13 protein-coding genes are annotated in these 14,668 nt (G+C 59.0%); 11 read left to right on the top strand and 2 right to left on the bottom strand.

Annotation, left to right across the window (positions count from 1 at the left end; genetic code table 11):
• Window positions 1–53: 53 nt before the first annotated feature.
• Window positions 54–1,136 carry a patatin-like phospholipase family protein gene (locus AC5JQH_RS08910; protein ID WP_053113273.1) on the bottom strand — a complete coding sequence of 361 codons (1,083 nt, stop codon included), beginning with the start codon at window positions 1,134–1,136 and terminating at the stop codon, window positions 54–56.
• Between the two features lie 195 nt (window positions 1,137–1,331).
• Here AC5JQH_RS08910 and AC5JQH_RS08915 point away from each other — a divergent pair, with 195 nt between their 5' ends.
• The gene (locus AC5JQH_RS08915) at window positions 1,332–2,399 is read left to right on the top strand and encodes a GGDEF domain-containing protein (RefSeq protein ID WP_008172761.1); all 1,068 of its coding nucleotides are present in this window, start codon (window positions 1,332–1,334) and stop codon (window positions 2,397–2,399) included.
• Between the two features lie 19 nt (window positions 2,400–2,418).
• Here AC5JQH_RS08915 and AC5JQH_RS08920 read toward each other — a convergent pair whose 3' ends face one another.
• Complete coding sequence (locus AC5JQH_RS08920) at window positions 2,419–3,339, bottom strand: alpha/beta fold hydrolase (RefSeq protein ID WP_008172759.1); 921 nt, start codon at window positions 3,337–3,339, stop codon at window positions 2,419–2,421.
• Between the two features lie 196 nt (window positions 3,340–3,535).
• Between AC5JQH_RS08920 and folE the strand changes: the two genes are divergently transcribed.
• The 10 genes from folE (at window position 3,536) to AC5JQH_RS08970 (ending at window position 14,658) form a co-directional block, all read left to right on the top strand.
• Window positions 3,536–4,105: a GTP cyclohydrolase I FolE gene (folE, locus tag AC5JQH_RS08925; protein ID WP_008172758.1), complete on the top strand. Its 570-nt coding sequence runs from the start codon at window positions 3,536–3,538 to the stop codon at window positions 4,103–4,105.
• A gap of 24 nt (window positions 4,106–4,129) precedes the next feature.
• Window positions 4,130–4,504, top strand: coding sequence for a dihydroneopterin triphosphate 2'-epimerase (gene folX, locus AC5JQH_RS08930; RefSeq protein ID WP_053113274.1), 375 nt, complete (start codon window positions 4,130–4,132; stop codon window positions 4,502–4,504).
• Between the two features lie 23 nt (window positions 4,505–4,527).
• Window positions 4,528–4,965 (top strand): CoA-binding protein, encoded by a 438-nt coding sequence (locus AC5JQH_RS08935; protein ID WP_008172756.1) that lies wholly within the window; start codon window positions 4,528–4,530, stop codon window positions 4,963–4,965.
• A 106-nt stretch (window positions 4,966–5,071) separates the two neighbouring features.
• The gene (locus AC5JQH_RS08940) at window positions 5,072–6,388 is read left to right on the top strand and encodes an HD-GYP domain-containing protein (RefSeq protein WP_493805499.1); all 1,317 of its coding nucleotides are present in this window, start codon (window positions 5,072–5,074) and stop codon (window positions 6,386–6,388) included.
• Window positions 6,389–6,443: 55 nt separating this feature from the next.
• Complete coding sequence (locus AC5JQH_RS08945) at window positions 6,444–8,711, top strand: bifunctional diguanylate cyclase/phosphodiesterase (protein ID WP_491713484.1); 2,268 nt, start codon at window positions 6,444–6,446, stop codon at window positions 8,709–8,711.
• A gap of 50 nt (window positions 8,712–8,761) precedes the next feature.
• Complete coding sequence (locus AC5JQH_RS08950; RefSeq protein WP_008172753.1) at window positions 8,762–9,073, top strand: hypothetical protein; 312 nt, start codon at window positions 8,762–8,764, stop codon at window positions 9,071–9,073.
• Window positions 9,074–9,174: 101 nt separating this feature from the next.
• Window positions 9,175–9,579: a MerR family transcriptional regulator gene (locus AC5JQH_RS08955; protein ID WP_288367092.1), complete on the top strand. Its 405-nt coding sequence runs from the start codon at window positions 9,175–9,177 to the stop codon at window positions 9,577–9,579.
• 6 nt (window positions 9,580–9,585) lie between these two features.
• Window positions 9,586–12,207 (top strand): heavy metal translocating P-type ATPase, encoded by a 2,622-nt coding sequence (locus tag AC5JQH_RS08960; protein ID WP_482902118.1) that lies wholly within the window; start codon window positions 9,586–9,588, stop codon window positions 12,205–12,207.
• 126 nt (window positions 12,208–12,333) lie between these two features.
• Window positions 12,334–12,783: a DUF411 domain-containing protein gene (locus tag AC5JQH_RS08965; protein ID WP_008172744.1), complete on the top strand. Its 450-nt coding sequence runs from the start codon at window positions 12,334–12,336 to the stop codon at window positions 12,781–12,783.
• A gap of 156 nt (window positions 12,784–12,939) precedes the next feature.
• Complete coding sequence (locus AC5JQH_RS08970; protein WP_008172742.1) at window positions 12,940–14,658, top strand: diguanylate cyclase; 1,719 nt, start codon at window positions 12,940–12,942, stop codon at window positions 14,656–14,658.
• Window positions 14,659–14,668: the final 10 nt, after the last annotated feature.

Raw genomic sequence — 14,668 nt, forward strand, 5'->3', positions numbered from 1 at the left:
CCGATTCGTGACTTTACTGCACCAGTATAGTCACTCTTTCGGAAGCCCTGTGTTCAGAGCGGCCTGATGACATCGGGCAGGCGCCGGGTTTCCGTGAGTTCCATAAACTCATCGCCAAGGCGATCACTCTCGGCAATCGCCGAACGCCAGGCCCGTTCCCGGCCGGCATCGTCACCGGCATAGCGCTCGAAATCCTTCCGGTCCGGGAGCTTGCGGTCAGGCAGGGACTCCAGATAGCTTCTTGATGGCGCAACCAGCAGCACGTCCTGCAACCGGGAGGCGTCGCCCCGCCGCCAGGGCAGGGACTTGTCGAACCAGCCGGGAACCACCTTATCGGTGAAATGCGGGTAGAGCACCACGCCAGGCTGCTGGTAAGGCAGATCCAGGTGGTAGTCCAGCAAACCACCGTCTCGATAGACACCCTCGGGCGCGCCGGGGATATTGCGGACACCGGACATCACCAGGGGGATAGATGCGGAGGCCAGGAGAGCAGGCAACAGGTTATCGCGGTTAAACGCAACCTCGTGGCTGGGAAAATCCACCAGTTTGGACACAGGCGCTTTCAGGCGGGCGTCATGGATGATCCCCCGCTCCATGAACCTGCCCAGATGACGACGACTGACCATGTTGGCGCTGATCGCGCCCATAAGGCCGAGCCCCAGCCGGCCCCGGGCGTCTTCCGCCAGCATGCCAAGGCTGCGAACGACCACAACGTTCAGTCGGTACCATGGGTGGTTCAGAATGGCGTCTTCCCGCCCACCGAGCAGCTCTTCCAGAAACAGCACGCTCTTGCGGCTCACTTCCGCAGCGCTGACACCCTTGGCAAAGCGTTGTGCGGTATAAAGTTCTGCCAGCCGGGCAAGCTGGGCTTTCGGGTCATCGGAGGAAGCCACCGCGGCAAAACGCCAGCTGCCGATCGACGAGCCGATCAATGATCGCTCCTGCGGAACCCTTGGCAACCAGTCACCGAAAATGGCTTTATCCAGGCCACTTATTCCCAGAGCCTTGGGGCCACCGGCAGCACCCGGAATGACATGCACATCCTCGGGCGACAGCGGCGTTTCCCTGAGGCGCTGCATCGCGCGCCGGCCTGCCCGGATCGTCAGAGCCGGTTCTCGGATGTGAATAGCAGTCATAGGATGGTCCCTGGGCGTGTCCCTGAATCAGTCCCGCGGAGTTTAACGAAGTGGACAAGGCGCGGCCAACTGAACAAAACTAATGGTGGTCATAAACGGCGCTGTCTGCTTCATTAAATGAACGGCCATGCTAGACTTCAAGACTGTCCCGGCACCGGACGCGGGCGGATAGGACTCAGACAGCAGGAGTATGCTGTGAATTTTTCGGTACCACCCTCCACCCTTGCCACCAACCCGACACTCGCGGTGCTGGGGTTCAAGCGCCAGTTGGTCTATCACCTGCATTTCTGGGCGTTCATCGCGGTAGCGCCCCTTGTAATGGTGCAGTGGCAGCAATCCCATTATCTGCTGTCTGCACTGTTGGTTCTCTTTGGCGCCAATGCCCTTCTGGTCATCGCTTTTCTGAGGTTCCGCGGCACTTATTTTCTGAAAGGCCGTCTGTTTCCCCTGTTCGCTGTAGTTTGTGCCGCGTATTCGACACACATCAATGGCCACGCCGGCCTCTACTGGGCCTATCCTGCCGCCACGGCCCTGTTTTTCCTGTTACCGCTCAGGGAGGCGATTGGAAGTAACATTGTTTTCGTTGTCGTTATGGCCGTCGTGTCCTTTTTACGATTTCCCGAGGCCGACTTCTGGCGGATAACCTTTTCGCTGGGCCTCACGTGCCTGTTTGCCATGATTTTCGCCTGGCTGGTGGGCAAGCTTCAGCAGGAACTCACGCGACTGGCAACCACCGATCCCCTGACCGGCTGTCTGAACCGTTCGCAACTGGCTGACATCCTCAACGGTCAGATTCAGATGCGGGAGCGGTATGAGCGGGTCTCCAGCCTGATTCTGCTGGACCTTGACTACTTCAAGACGATCAACGATCAGTGGGGTCATCTGGCCGGCGACAAGGTGCTCACGGAAATGGCACTGCGCCTGAGATCCCGCCTGCGCGAGAGCGATCAGCTGTTCCGGATTGGTGGTGAGGAGTTCATGATCGTTCTGCCGGAAACCCGCCAGAAAGATGCCGATGTGCTGGCGAATCAGCTTTTGACCAGCATCAGCGCACGGCCATTCCAGGAAGATATCAAGGTAACCGCCAGTGCCAGTGTCGCCGAGGTCAGCAAGGGTGAGACCTGGTCAGTCTGGCTGAACCGGGCGGACCAGGCGCTTTACGAAGCAAAATCCCGGGGTCGCAACCAGGTCGTCAACGCGGCCCGGCCGCTACCGGTTGTAGGCCGGGGTGCCGAGGATATGCCCGATTCCGCATCGGGCTAAGGAAAGCCCGCCCCGGGGGTTATCCCTCGCAGCGCTTGCGAAACTCCCGATAGGCACTGAAAACTTCCCAGGGGCACTCCAGATGGGGGTAGTGCCCGATATTCCTGAGGGTGACCACATCACCATCGGGCATCAGTTCCCTGTAGCGTCTGACCATGCCGGCACCCGAGACCGGATCGGCGGTACCCGAAATCAATCGCATCGGCTGCGTTGCCTTCTGCAGCGCGCCAACCCACCGGTTGCGGTGACAGCGTCGTTCTTCCATGAACTGGATCAGATGATGCAGGATGCCCCGGCCGTTGTTGTAGGTCAGCAGGTGCCAGAAATCCTCCATATCCTGTCGATCAGGCGGATTCTGGCTTCCGAATAACCGGCGGAAGTTTCGCTCGAAACTGCGTCGGGTCAGGCCTCGGCTGATCAGCCCGCCAAAGGGGCTCCCCAGCAGCTTCTGAATAAGCAGGGGATTGTGGACCTCGGGGAAAAGGGCGCCGTTGAGGAAACAGACACTCGCAATCCGGAATGGCAGCAGGTCCTCTTGCTCCCTCGCCAGAAGCTCCTGGGCAACACTGCACCCGTAGTCATGAACCAGAAGGTGCACGGACGGCAGACCCAGACCCTCAATCCAGCCCTGAAACAGATCCGCCTGGTCTTCAATGCTGTAATCGTAATCGGCGGGTTTATCGGAAAAGCCAAAGCCCAGCATGTCCAGGGCCAGCACGTTGTGCTGCTGAATCAGCATCGGCCAGAGTCGATTCCAGTCCCAGCTGGCAGTGGGAAATCCATGGATCAGCACCAGCGGTTCTCCCGAGCCTGCCATCCGGCTGAAGATGGCATGTCCCTCGAAACTGAACCACTTACCTCCATGTTGCCACCCTTCTAGGGTGCCTTCCTCGCGCCCCGCGGCGGAAACCCCACCAACGGTCGGCATCACCTCATCCATGCATTGTCCCCGACGAACATTGATAGCCTGAAACTGTAGAACAAACCGGCCGCCACTGCCATAGCCCCACCGCCCATACCATTGGGCGTGGCGGCCAAAGTGGTCTTTTCCGACGATGCCTGCGTAAAGCGTAGAGATGGCGGGCAAATTGCCTTAAGCTTTGGCCCTCGTAAGACACTGCTAACCGGAAAAGACTATGAGTAAACTCCTTGACGACCTCTCAGGGCACTTCCGTGCCATCATCGATGGCCTGGGCGAAGACCCGGATCGCGAGGGTCTGCAAGACACTCCAATGCGCGCGGCCAAGGCCATGCAGTTCCTCACGTGCGGGTACCAGCAGGACCTTGGCGACCTGGTGAACAATGCGGTATTCGAATCGGCCATGGATGAAATGGTCGTGGTTCAGGATATCGAACTCTACAGCATGTGTGAGCACCATATGCTGCCGTTCATCGGCAAGTGCCACATTGCCTACCTGCCCGCTGGCAAGGTACTGGGCCTGTCCAAGTTTGCCCGCATCGTCGACATGTACGCCCGCCGTCTGCAGATCCAGGAAAACCTGACCCGACAGATTGCCGAAGCTGTTGAGAGCGTCACGGGCGCCAAGGGCGTGGCCGTTGTCATCGAAGCCCAGCACATGTGCATGATGATGCGGGGCGTGGAGAAACAGAATTCCCGCATGAAAACCTCGATGATGCTGGGGCAGTTCCGCAAATCCCAGGCGACCCGCACAGAGTTTCTGACGCTGATCAGTAACAATCGCTGAACTATCTGACCCGAGGGAGGGCGCATGACAGACGTCAACGGGAATCACCTGGCAAAAGTCCGCATCAAGGATCTTCTTCTCAGGGCCTACATCGGCATCAAGGAAGAAGAAATCAATAATCAGCAGGACGTGTTGATTAACGTCGCGCTGACTTACGATGCCTCTGAGGCGGTAAACCGGAATGAAATCTCTGCCGCCCTCAACTATCGCACCATCACCAAGCAGATCATTCACCACGTGGATGGCAATCGCTTCGCCCTGCTGGAACGCCTGACCCACGAGGTCCTGACCATTGTCATGGAACACGAGGCGGTCCAGTGGGCCGAGGTGGAAATCGACAAGCCCCACGCGCTACGCTACGCGGAGTCCGTGTCTGTCTGTCTGCAGGCACACCGTTAATCCAGCGAGGTTTCGCCAGCATCATGCCCAGTACCAGCCCGGAACAGTTGCGTGACATCCTGACCACTGTCAGGACCATCGCCCTTGTCGGCGCGAGTGAAAAGACCAGCCGGCCTTCCCATGAGGTCATGGAGTACCTGCAGTCCCAGGGCTACCGAATCCTACCGGTCAATCCCCGCCTGGCAGGTCAGACCGTGCTCGGTGAAACGGTATACGCCGACCTCCGAAGCCTTCCCGAACCGGTGGACATGGTTGACCTGTTCCTGGCGCCGGAGCGCACCGATGCGATTATCGACCAGGCCATCGATCTGAAAATCCCCGTGGTCTGGCTCCAGATTGGCGTCATCAACCATGAAGGGGCGGCGCGAGCGGAAGCCTCGGGGCTGACCGCGGTGATGGACCGTTGCCCCAAGCAGGAAATTCCCCGGCTGGGGATTGCCAGAGTTTCCGGAAACGCCTGATACCCGATCTGCATCAGGAACTGCGTCACACTTCCAGCACTCTTCTGTAACCGGTCTGTCAGGTCTGACATAATCACCGGACATAAAACAGAAGACTGGTAGAGCCATGTGGTTCCGACGTAAATCCAGCAAACAGCACCGACATTCCGTCTCGGCGCCGTCGGCGCTCGCAACTCATTCGGACTCCCCTGTTTCGACTCTCCAGCGGGTGCGCTTACCGGTGGACCTTCTCCAGCCCGGCATGCGCGTCGTGAGCCTGGACCGGCCCTGGACCCAGGTGCCGGTTCTGTTTCAGGGCTTCACCCTGACTGATGACAACCAGGCGCAGATTCTGCGGCAGTACTGTGAGTGGGTTCTGGTGGAGGATGAAGAATCACGCCTGAACCCGGTGCTCGATCAGATCTCGCTACTCAAGCGTCGCACCAGCGAACCGCTGTCGGAAACCTGCTCTCTCCAGCAGGAACTCCCAAGGGCACACGCAACCTGGAGCCGGACCCAGGCCTTTGTGGAAGAAGTCACCCGACAGATTGAAGCCGGCAATGACCTCAACCTCCAGAGCGCCCGCCCCATCATCCGGGAGTGCGTCGACAGCGTGAAAGCCAACGCAAGCGCCATGTTCTGGATGAGCAGGATAAAGTCCCGGGATGCCTACACCGCAGAGCATTGCCTCAGGGTGGCTATATTCTGTGTCGCCTTTGCCCGCTTCCTGGGCATGCCGGACGAAGACCTGGAGACCGTGGGCATGTGCGGTCTGCTGCACGACCTTGGCAAACTCAGGGTTCCCGACGAGATCCTCAATAAACCCGGCCCGTTGACGCCAGAAGAGCACAGCATCATGCGACAGCACACAACGCTGGGTTACGAATTGCTTTGTGCTGATGTCAATCTGGATCCGATTATCAGCGATGTCTCCCGTCACCACCATGAACGCATGGATGGTCGCGGCTATCCTGAACAGCTGGCGGAGTGGCAGATCAGCCGTTTCGCCCGTCTGGTTTCCATCGTCGACGCCTTCGATGCCATTACCAGCGACCGGTGTTACCGGGATGGGCTACCGGCCTCCGAAGCCATTCGCATCCTGTTCCGTAACCGCGGCCAACAGTTCGACGCTTCCATGGTGGAAGCCTTCATACGGATGATTGGCGTGTATCCGCCCGGCAGCCTGGTCGAGCTGTCGACGGGCGAAGTGGCCATCGTCCTGGCGACCCACCCCCGGCGCAAGCTGAAACCAAAGGTGGAGGTGCTGCTCAATGGCGACAAGCAGCCAGTCACCCCGCGTATCATCGACCTGGGAGGCACGGGTTCCGAACCTGACGAGGGTTCTCCGGAAATTGCACGGCCACTGTCCGACGGCGCCTTTGGAGTCTCGCTTCGGAACCGAATCAAGCAACTGATGGCGGTGGCCGGTAGAAATGCTTCATAATTGCGCTGGCGCTGCCGACTGCCCGGTACCACCGTTTAAAGTCACGGAGTAACCTGTGGAACAACCTGTATCACCTCCCAAACCTGTTGTCTCGGGCCTGCTGAGCCCGCTGTTTCCGGTGGTGATCTTTCTGGTTTTCCTGGGTCTGGCAGCCGGCCTGCGCTACGGGCTGGTACAGCAGGACAAACGTCAGATAGAAGCAAACCTGACCAACGAAGCCCGGGCCATGGCCAACCACCTGGAGCGGGAATTTCTGATCCACGCCGAAGCCATCCGGCGCATGGCCAAACGCCTGGAGGCAGACCCTGCCAAAACCAAACAGGAGTGGCGGCGGGATGCCCGCAACTACCTCGACGACTTCGGCGTTTACCAGGCCATTGAGTGGATTGACTCCGATTTCATTATCCGCTGGCTGGAGCCGATTACCGACAACGAAGAGGTCATCGGCTACAACGTCGCCTTCAACGAGGAACGGCGCCAGGCACTGGAACGGGCGAAACAGTCCGGCAGCTGGGATCTTTCCGGTATCATTAATTTGCGCCAGGGCGGCAAGGGCATGGTGATCTATGCACCGGTGGGTGCCGGCCCCGAGAATAATGGCTTTATAGCGGGCGTGTTCAGAATGGAAGTGCTGGCGCGCCAGCTTCTCACCGAGCGGGTTCTGGAATCCTTCCGGGTCGAGATTCGCGAGGCCGGCGAGGTGAGCTATGAACTGAACGTGTCCCAGCCGGTTAGTCGCGACTTTGCCCAGACCCAGGACCTTAATTTGCCGACCCTGGACTGGACATTGACCCTGCGCCCTTCCACTGAATGGGTGGAAAGCCAGTACAGCTATTGGCCGGGGATGACCTTTGCAACCCTTTTGCTGATGGGTCTGCTGACCAGTCTGACCACGCTGCTGGTACAGCTCATTCTCAAGCGCAACCGCGCGCTGCTGAAGACCCGCCGGGAACTGGATCAGGAAATCGCGCAGCGCACCGCCATTCAGAAAGATCTGGCGCGACTGGAATCCACCGACACCCTCACCGGCCTGGCGAACCGTCGGTTCTTCATGGAAGACCTGTCCCACACCCTGAACATTGCCGATCGCCAGATGCGCCAGGTTGCCCTGGTGATGCTGGACCTGGACCGTTTCCAGACCCTCAACGACTCCCTCGGCCACCAGTTCGGGGATGAACTGCTGATCAAGGTGTCCGAGCGGCTGAACCGCCTCAGCAATGAACGCCTGCTGGTGGCCTACTCCGGGGGCGATGAGTTCATGTTCTGCCAGCAACAGGTGGACGACATTGACGACATCATTCACCTGCTGGGCCAGATCAAACAGTGCTTCGACCAGCCCTTCGATGTTCAGGGACAGTCCCACAGCATTACCGCCACAATGGGTGTAGCGGTGTACCCGCAGAGCGGTCTGGATGCGGATACGCTGTTGCGCAATGCCGACATTGCCCTCTACCGGGCCAAGGAACAGGGCCGGAATACCTATCAGTTCTATACCGAGGGCATGCAGCAACGGGAAGTCATGCGTCTTGAACTGGACAAGGATCTGAGCCAGGCCCTGGCCAACAACGAATTCGTGCTCTTCTATCAACCCCAGCTGAACCTGAACACCGGTGAAATCCAGAGCGTCGAGGCGCTGATCCGCTGGCGCCATCCCCGCCGCGGTCTTCTGCCGCCGGTGGAGTTTATCCCGCTGGCGGAAGAGAGCGGTCGGATCACTGATATCGGGCGCTGGGTGGTCATGGCGGCCTGTCGGCAGTTGGCCGCATGGAAAGGCACTCCCCATGAGGGCCTGCGCATTGCGGTCAATCTCTCGGGCCGGGAGCTGGACGACGAGGATCTGGTGGACCACATTCGGGAAGCCCTGGCGGCGGAGAATGTGCCGGCGAATCGCCTGGAGGTCGAGCTCACCGAGGAAATCTTCATCCAGAACATCGAGCACAACCTGAATCAGCTTTCGCGTCTGCACCAGTTGGGTGTTCACCTTGCCATTGATGACTTCGGGGTGGGTTATTCGTCGCTCGGTTACCTTCGGGATTTCCCCGTTGACCTGCTGAAAATCGACCGCTCGTTTATCACGGAAGTCACGGAACGCCATGACGACGCGGTGATTACCCGGGCGGTGATCAACCTGGCTCACAACCTGGGTATTGAGGTGGTGGCCGAGGGTGTGGAAACCGAGGAGCAGCTGAGTTTCCTGAAGAATCATCGATGTAACTTTGCCCAGGGTTATCTGATCAGCCGGCCGATTCCGGTTTCCGACCTTGAGAAGGCCCTGGCTTCCGGTGTTCTGGTGGCGGGCATTACGGCCGATTCCGGATTGTAATTGCCGCGGCCCGTCCCCAAGATACGGGTAAATCCTTCAGGTGAGATTCTATGGCCGCGCAATACCTGACTCCGGAGCAGGACGATAAAATTCGCCAGTGGGAACGCTGGAACCGGAACTATTTCATTTTCGCGTTTGTGGCGCTGACCGTCATTCTGGTTTTCAGCAGTCAACTGGGGTTGTCCAGCGGTGAAAGCTGGGGCCCCCTGGGTGTTCTGATCGCTGCGCTGATCACGCCTATTATTGTTCTGCAGCTCAAGCTGGCGTGTCCGGCTTGTGGCCACAAGATTGGCTGGCAGGCGAAGCTGATGGCGCCGGATCAGTGCAAGACCTGCGGTACGTTTCTTCGCTCGCGGGATTGATAGCCGTCCTTCGATTTTCCCTCCTCAAGAAAACCTTTGACCTGTGAGTTGCTCACAGGTTTTACTCTATTCTTAATTGGTTTGGAGTTTGCCGTGCTGAGGTGGGTACGGTCCGGTTTTACACCCGCGAGAACCTGCTCAAACCGACCCGTAACCCGGACAACAACTACCAGCAGTTCGATGCCGAGGATCTTCGACGGCTTCGGTTTGCCCGTAAGGCGCGGCAGCTGGGATTTTCGTTGCCTGAGATAAGACAGATCCTGGATCAGGCGGACAATCATCATTCGCCGTGTCCGATGGTTCGGGATGTGTTTCAGCACCGGTTGGCGGAGGTTGAGCGGGAGATTCGGGAGCTGCAGCAATTGCGCAAGCGGATGACCGTTGCGCTGGCCGCCTGGCAGGACATGCCGGATGGTACGCCCGATGGCCATACCATTTGCCGGTTGATCGAACACTGGGATGATCCGGCGCCCTGTTGCGGGGCAACTGAACAGAACGAGGAGTGATTCTGGATGACTGACACACCTGTTTTACAAACCACTCTCAGCATTTCCGGGGCTTCCTGCCAGGGCTGTGTGAAGAAGATTCGCAGCGCCCTGGAGCCGTTGACAGGCGATGCTGAGCTGGTTGAGGTCGATCTGGAAAAACAGACCGTGGACCTGCCGGAGGGCGTGGATGCTGATGAGGCGGCTCGGATTGTCACCGAGACCGGCTACCCGGCCGAGCCTTTCCAGGAAGACGCCGAGCCGGCCAGTTGCTGTTCTTCAGGGAATGAGGATGAGGCCGATACCGCCGACGACTCGGAAGATCAGGCAACCGAGGCAGATTCTGCTCCGACTGGTTCTGGGGCAGCAGCCGGTGCGGACGGGCAGATTCATCTGTCCGTGACCGGTGCTACCTGTTCTTCCTGTGTAAACACCATTGAGAAGGCCCTGATGTCGGTCTCCGGTATCAGCCATTCCCATATGAACCTGGCGGACAATACCGCCACGGCCACGGGTGATGCCGATCCCGAGGCGCTGGTGAAGGCAATAGAAAATGCCGGTTATGGCGCCAGCGTGATCGAGGACGAGGACGAAGCGGACGCACGCAAGCAGGAGGAAGACCGGAAGCAGTACAAGACACTGCTGATAAAGATGGCCGTGAGTCTGAGCCTGGGTCTTGGGCTGATGGTCTACGGCATGGGTTTCGACACCATGATGGTGACGGATGCCAATCAGCTCACCTGGCTGAACCTGGGCATTCTCACTCTTGGGGTAATGATCGCTACCGGACGACACTTCTACACTGGTGCTTGGAAGGCATTCCGGCACCATAACGCCAACATGGACACCCTGATTGCCCTGGGTACCGGCACCGCCTGGCTTTATTCCATTGTCGTCACCAGTATTCCCGGCGCGTTGCCGGAGATGGCTCGCCATGTCTACTTTGAGGCCTCGGCGATGATCATCGGCCTGATCAACCTGGGTCAGGCCCTGGAGCTTCGGGCCAAAGGCAAGACATCGGAGGCGGTGCGCCGGTTGCTGGACCTGCGGGCGAAAACCGCGCGGGTGATTCGGGATGGTGAAGAGCAGGACATTCCGGTAGAGGAGGTTCTCAAGGGCGACCACATCCGGGTAAGACCCGGTGAGAAACTGCCGGTCGATGGCGTGATTGCCGAAGGCTCTACTCGCATTGATGAGAGCATGCTCACCGGTGAGCCCATGCCGGTGAGCAAATCGGAAGGCGATGAGGTGTCTGCCGGCACCCTCAACACCCATGGTTCGATTGTCTACGAGGCCACCCGGGTTGGCAGTGACACCGCGCTGGCTCAAATCATCAAGCTGGTGAAAAAAGCCCAGGGCTCGAAGCCTGCCATTGGACGGCTTGCGGACAAGATTTCGTCGGTGTTCGTGCCCACCGTGATGCTGATTGCCGTCGTGGCGGCGCTGGTCTGGTACAACGTCGGGCCGGAACCGGCAGTGGTTCATATGATGGTGGCCGCCACCACGGTGCTGATCATCGCCTGCCCCTGCGCCCTGGGCCTGGCCACGCCCATGTCGGTAATGGTTGGCGTTGGCAAGGCGGCGGAATACGGCGCCCTGATCCGCCAGGGCGATGCGCTGCAGACCGCCGGTAAGCTGGACCTGGTGATACTCGATAAAACCGGCACCATCACCGAAGGTCATCCGGCAGTTACCCGGGTTCATGCCAGCGACGGTGAAGAGCAACGCCTGCTGGCGCTCGCGGCGGGGCTGGAACAACACTCCGAACACCCTTTGGCCGAGGCGATTCTGGCGAAGGCCAAAGAAAAAAGCGTTCAGCTGGAGAAGCTGACCGGTTTCGAGGCCCTGAATGGTAAAGGCGTGCAAGGTGAACTCGACGGCAAGCCCGTGCGTCTGGGCAACCGCCGCTGGCTGGAAGACCAGGGCGTTACGCTGGGCGATCTGGACGATGCCGCCCACTCGATTACCCAAGAAGCCGGCACGCCCCTGTTTCTGGCATTGGGCACCGAAGCTCTGGGGGTCATTGGCGTTGCCGATGCCATCAAACCGGACTCCAAGGCTGCCATCCAGCGCCTTCACAAGGCTGGCATCAAGGTGATGATGGTCACAGGCGATGTCGACGCCACCGCAAAGGCCATCGCGAAAAAAGCCGGCATCGATGACTATCGCGCGGAAGTGCTGCCTGAAGACAAGGCCGAGGTGGTCAGTGAAATGCGCGGCAAGGGCCACACAGTCGCCATGGTCGGCGACGGCATCAACGATGCTCCGGCCCTGGCGGCGGCGGACGTCGGTTTTGCCATCGGCACCGGCACGGATGTGGCCATTGAGAGCGCCGGCATCACGCTGATGCGAGGCTCGCTCCACGGCGTGCCCGATGCCATCGAGATCTCCCGGGCCACGGTGAAAAATATTCACCAGAACCTGTTTGGCGCGTTCGTATACAACACAATGGGTATTCCGGTGGCCGCCGGCCTGCTCTACCCTGTCTGGGGAATACTGATGAGTCCGATACTGGCCGGCGCTGCCATGTCCCTGTCTTCGGTGACGGTGGTTTCGAACGCCAACCGTCTGAGGTTGTTCCGAACCAGTCACCGTCCGGAACAGAACGACAGCAACAGTGATCCGAAACAGCAACAGGAGCGGAACTGATGGAAACAATGCTGGTCAACGTCGGAGGTCTTGCCCTGATGGCAGCCATCGTCTGGTGGTTCTGGCTTTCCGGTTCTGACGACACAGGCTCAAGTAAACATCAACATCACCACTGAGGTACTTGCCATGAAAAAACACACCCTGGCTTTTGGCCTGATGGCAGCCCTGGGATTCAGCACCACGGCGCTGGCAGCCGGCGCAGCCCAGAGCATCCACGTTTACAAATCCCCGACCTGCGGCTGCTGTGATGACTGGATAGATCACCTGAAAGAAAATGGCTTCGAGGTGGAGGCGACCAACACCAACGATATGGGCAGGATCAAGGCCGACGCAGGCCTGATTGCCGGTCTTGGCAGTTGCCATACCGCATTCGTGGGTGACTACGTCATCGAGGGCCATGTGCCAGCCGAGGACATCAAGCGCCTGATCAGCGAAGCACCCCAGGCCACCGGCCTCAGCGTGCCCGGGATGCCCATGGGGTCACCCGGCATGGAAATGGGCGACCGGAAAGATCATTACAAGGTCATCCTGTTTAACGAGGCGGGACAGACCCGGATCTTTTCCGAGCACAATTAACGCCAATAACCAGGCAAGGGCCGGTATTTATCGGCCCTTGCGGCCTCCTTTTCCTCCCGCTTCCTGCCAGTCCCTGTCTGTTTTTTCTACACTCTGGTTAACCAGTGTTCTATCATTGGCGCCCAGAAACCCAGAAAAATCCGAGAGGGATACTCGTTGAGCCTTAAAACCCGCATCCTTGGCCTGGCCGCCAGTCTCATCATCGTGGCTTCCGTGGCTTCGTGGCTGGCCTACCGGGAGCTGTCCGAGAGCATCATCGAACGCTGGGGCCAACAGGTCGCGGAAATACAGGTTCGCTACGACAGCGCCCGCCTGCTGCAGTCCCTGGAGCGGGAAATCGGGTTGGCCAAACAGATGGCCAGTTCCTCCGCCCTGATCAACTGGGCCGCTAATCCGGATGACACCGCACTCCAAGCTGAAGCCATCCGCCAGATGGAGAGTTTTCGTTCCAATTTCCGGGACAACAACTACTTCGTTGCCCTCGTCAACAATGCCCACTATTACTACAACAACGAGGAGAACGAATACGCCGGTAACCAGTTCCGATATGTGCTGGATAAAGACAAGCCGGATGACGCCTGGTTTTTCCAGCTCATAGAAGAAGGTCGCGACTTCCACCTCAACGTAAATCCGGATACCGAGCTGGGTGTTACCAAACTCTGGATTGATGTGCTGATGCGCGATGAGGCCGGCGAAATTGTCGGTATGGTCGGAACCGGTCTGAGTCTGGATGCTTTTCTGCAGGATATTGTCGACATCGGTCAGGAGGGCATCACCACCCTGTTCGTGGATTACAACGGCGCCATCCAGCTCTACCGCGACCGCAACTACATCGACTTCGCCAGCATCATCAAACCCGAAGGCCAGAAGAACACCATCGACCTGCTGTTCGATGATCCCCAGGACAAGCAGCAGATTCTCGGTATGTTGCAGCTTCTCAAGAAGCCGGGCGACCAGGCCGGCCAGGTGGAAAGCGGCTTCGTGACGGTGGATGGCCGCAAGCATCTGGCCGGGGTTGCCTTCCTGCCGGCGATTGGCTGGTTTGAGATCACCCTGCTTGACCTCAATACACTCTTGCCAACCAGCTATCTGTGGCCGCTGGTGGCGGTATTCCTGGGCACACTGCTGGTCACACTGGTGCTGTTCCACCTGATTATCCAGTCCCGGATTCTCAAGCCCATCATGAGCCTGGAACACGCCGTGGAAAAAGTCCGGGAGGGCAGCTTCGATCTGCCGCGGCTGGATAAACCGGATAATGAGATCGGCTGGCTGGCGGATCATTTCGAGAAAATGACCCAGAGCCTCGGCCACTCTACCCGGGAACTCGAAGAAAAAGTCGCTCAAAGAACGGATGAGTTGAACCGACTGGCCCGCGTCGATCCCCTGACCGGCCTGAAAAACCGTCGCGGCCTGGACGAGGTGCTGGATGAGGAAATCCAGCGGGCCCGCCGCCAGGAGACCGGCTTTGGCGTGATCTGGCTGGACATTGACCATTTCAAGAGCATCAATGACAACCTGGGCCATCAGGCCGGCGATCAGATCCTGTGCCGGGTTGCCCTGTGGCTGAAAGCCGGCGTGCGCCCCTACGACCATCCGGGACGCTGGGGTGGGGACGAGTTCGTGGTCCTGTTGTCGCCCTGCGATCCAGAGACACTACACCGTATCGCCCTCCGCATCCGGGAATCCGTGGAACAGGAAAGCCGTAAAACCGGGACCCAGGTCACCGTCAGTGTTGGTGGCTACTTTGCTCTGCCGGGTGACAGCACCGATACCATTCTTCGTCAAGCGGATCGGGCGCTTTATCAGGCCAAGGATGAGGGGCGCAACCGGGTCTGTATTACCACCTCGGAAGACCCGGAGATTAACCCCGCGTAACGGGTCTGAC

It is taken from the genome of Marinobacter sp. H13, assembly GCF_059072335.1.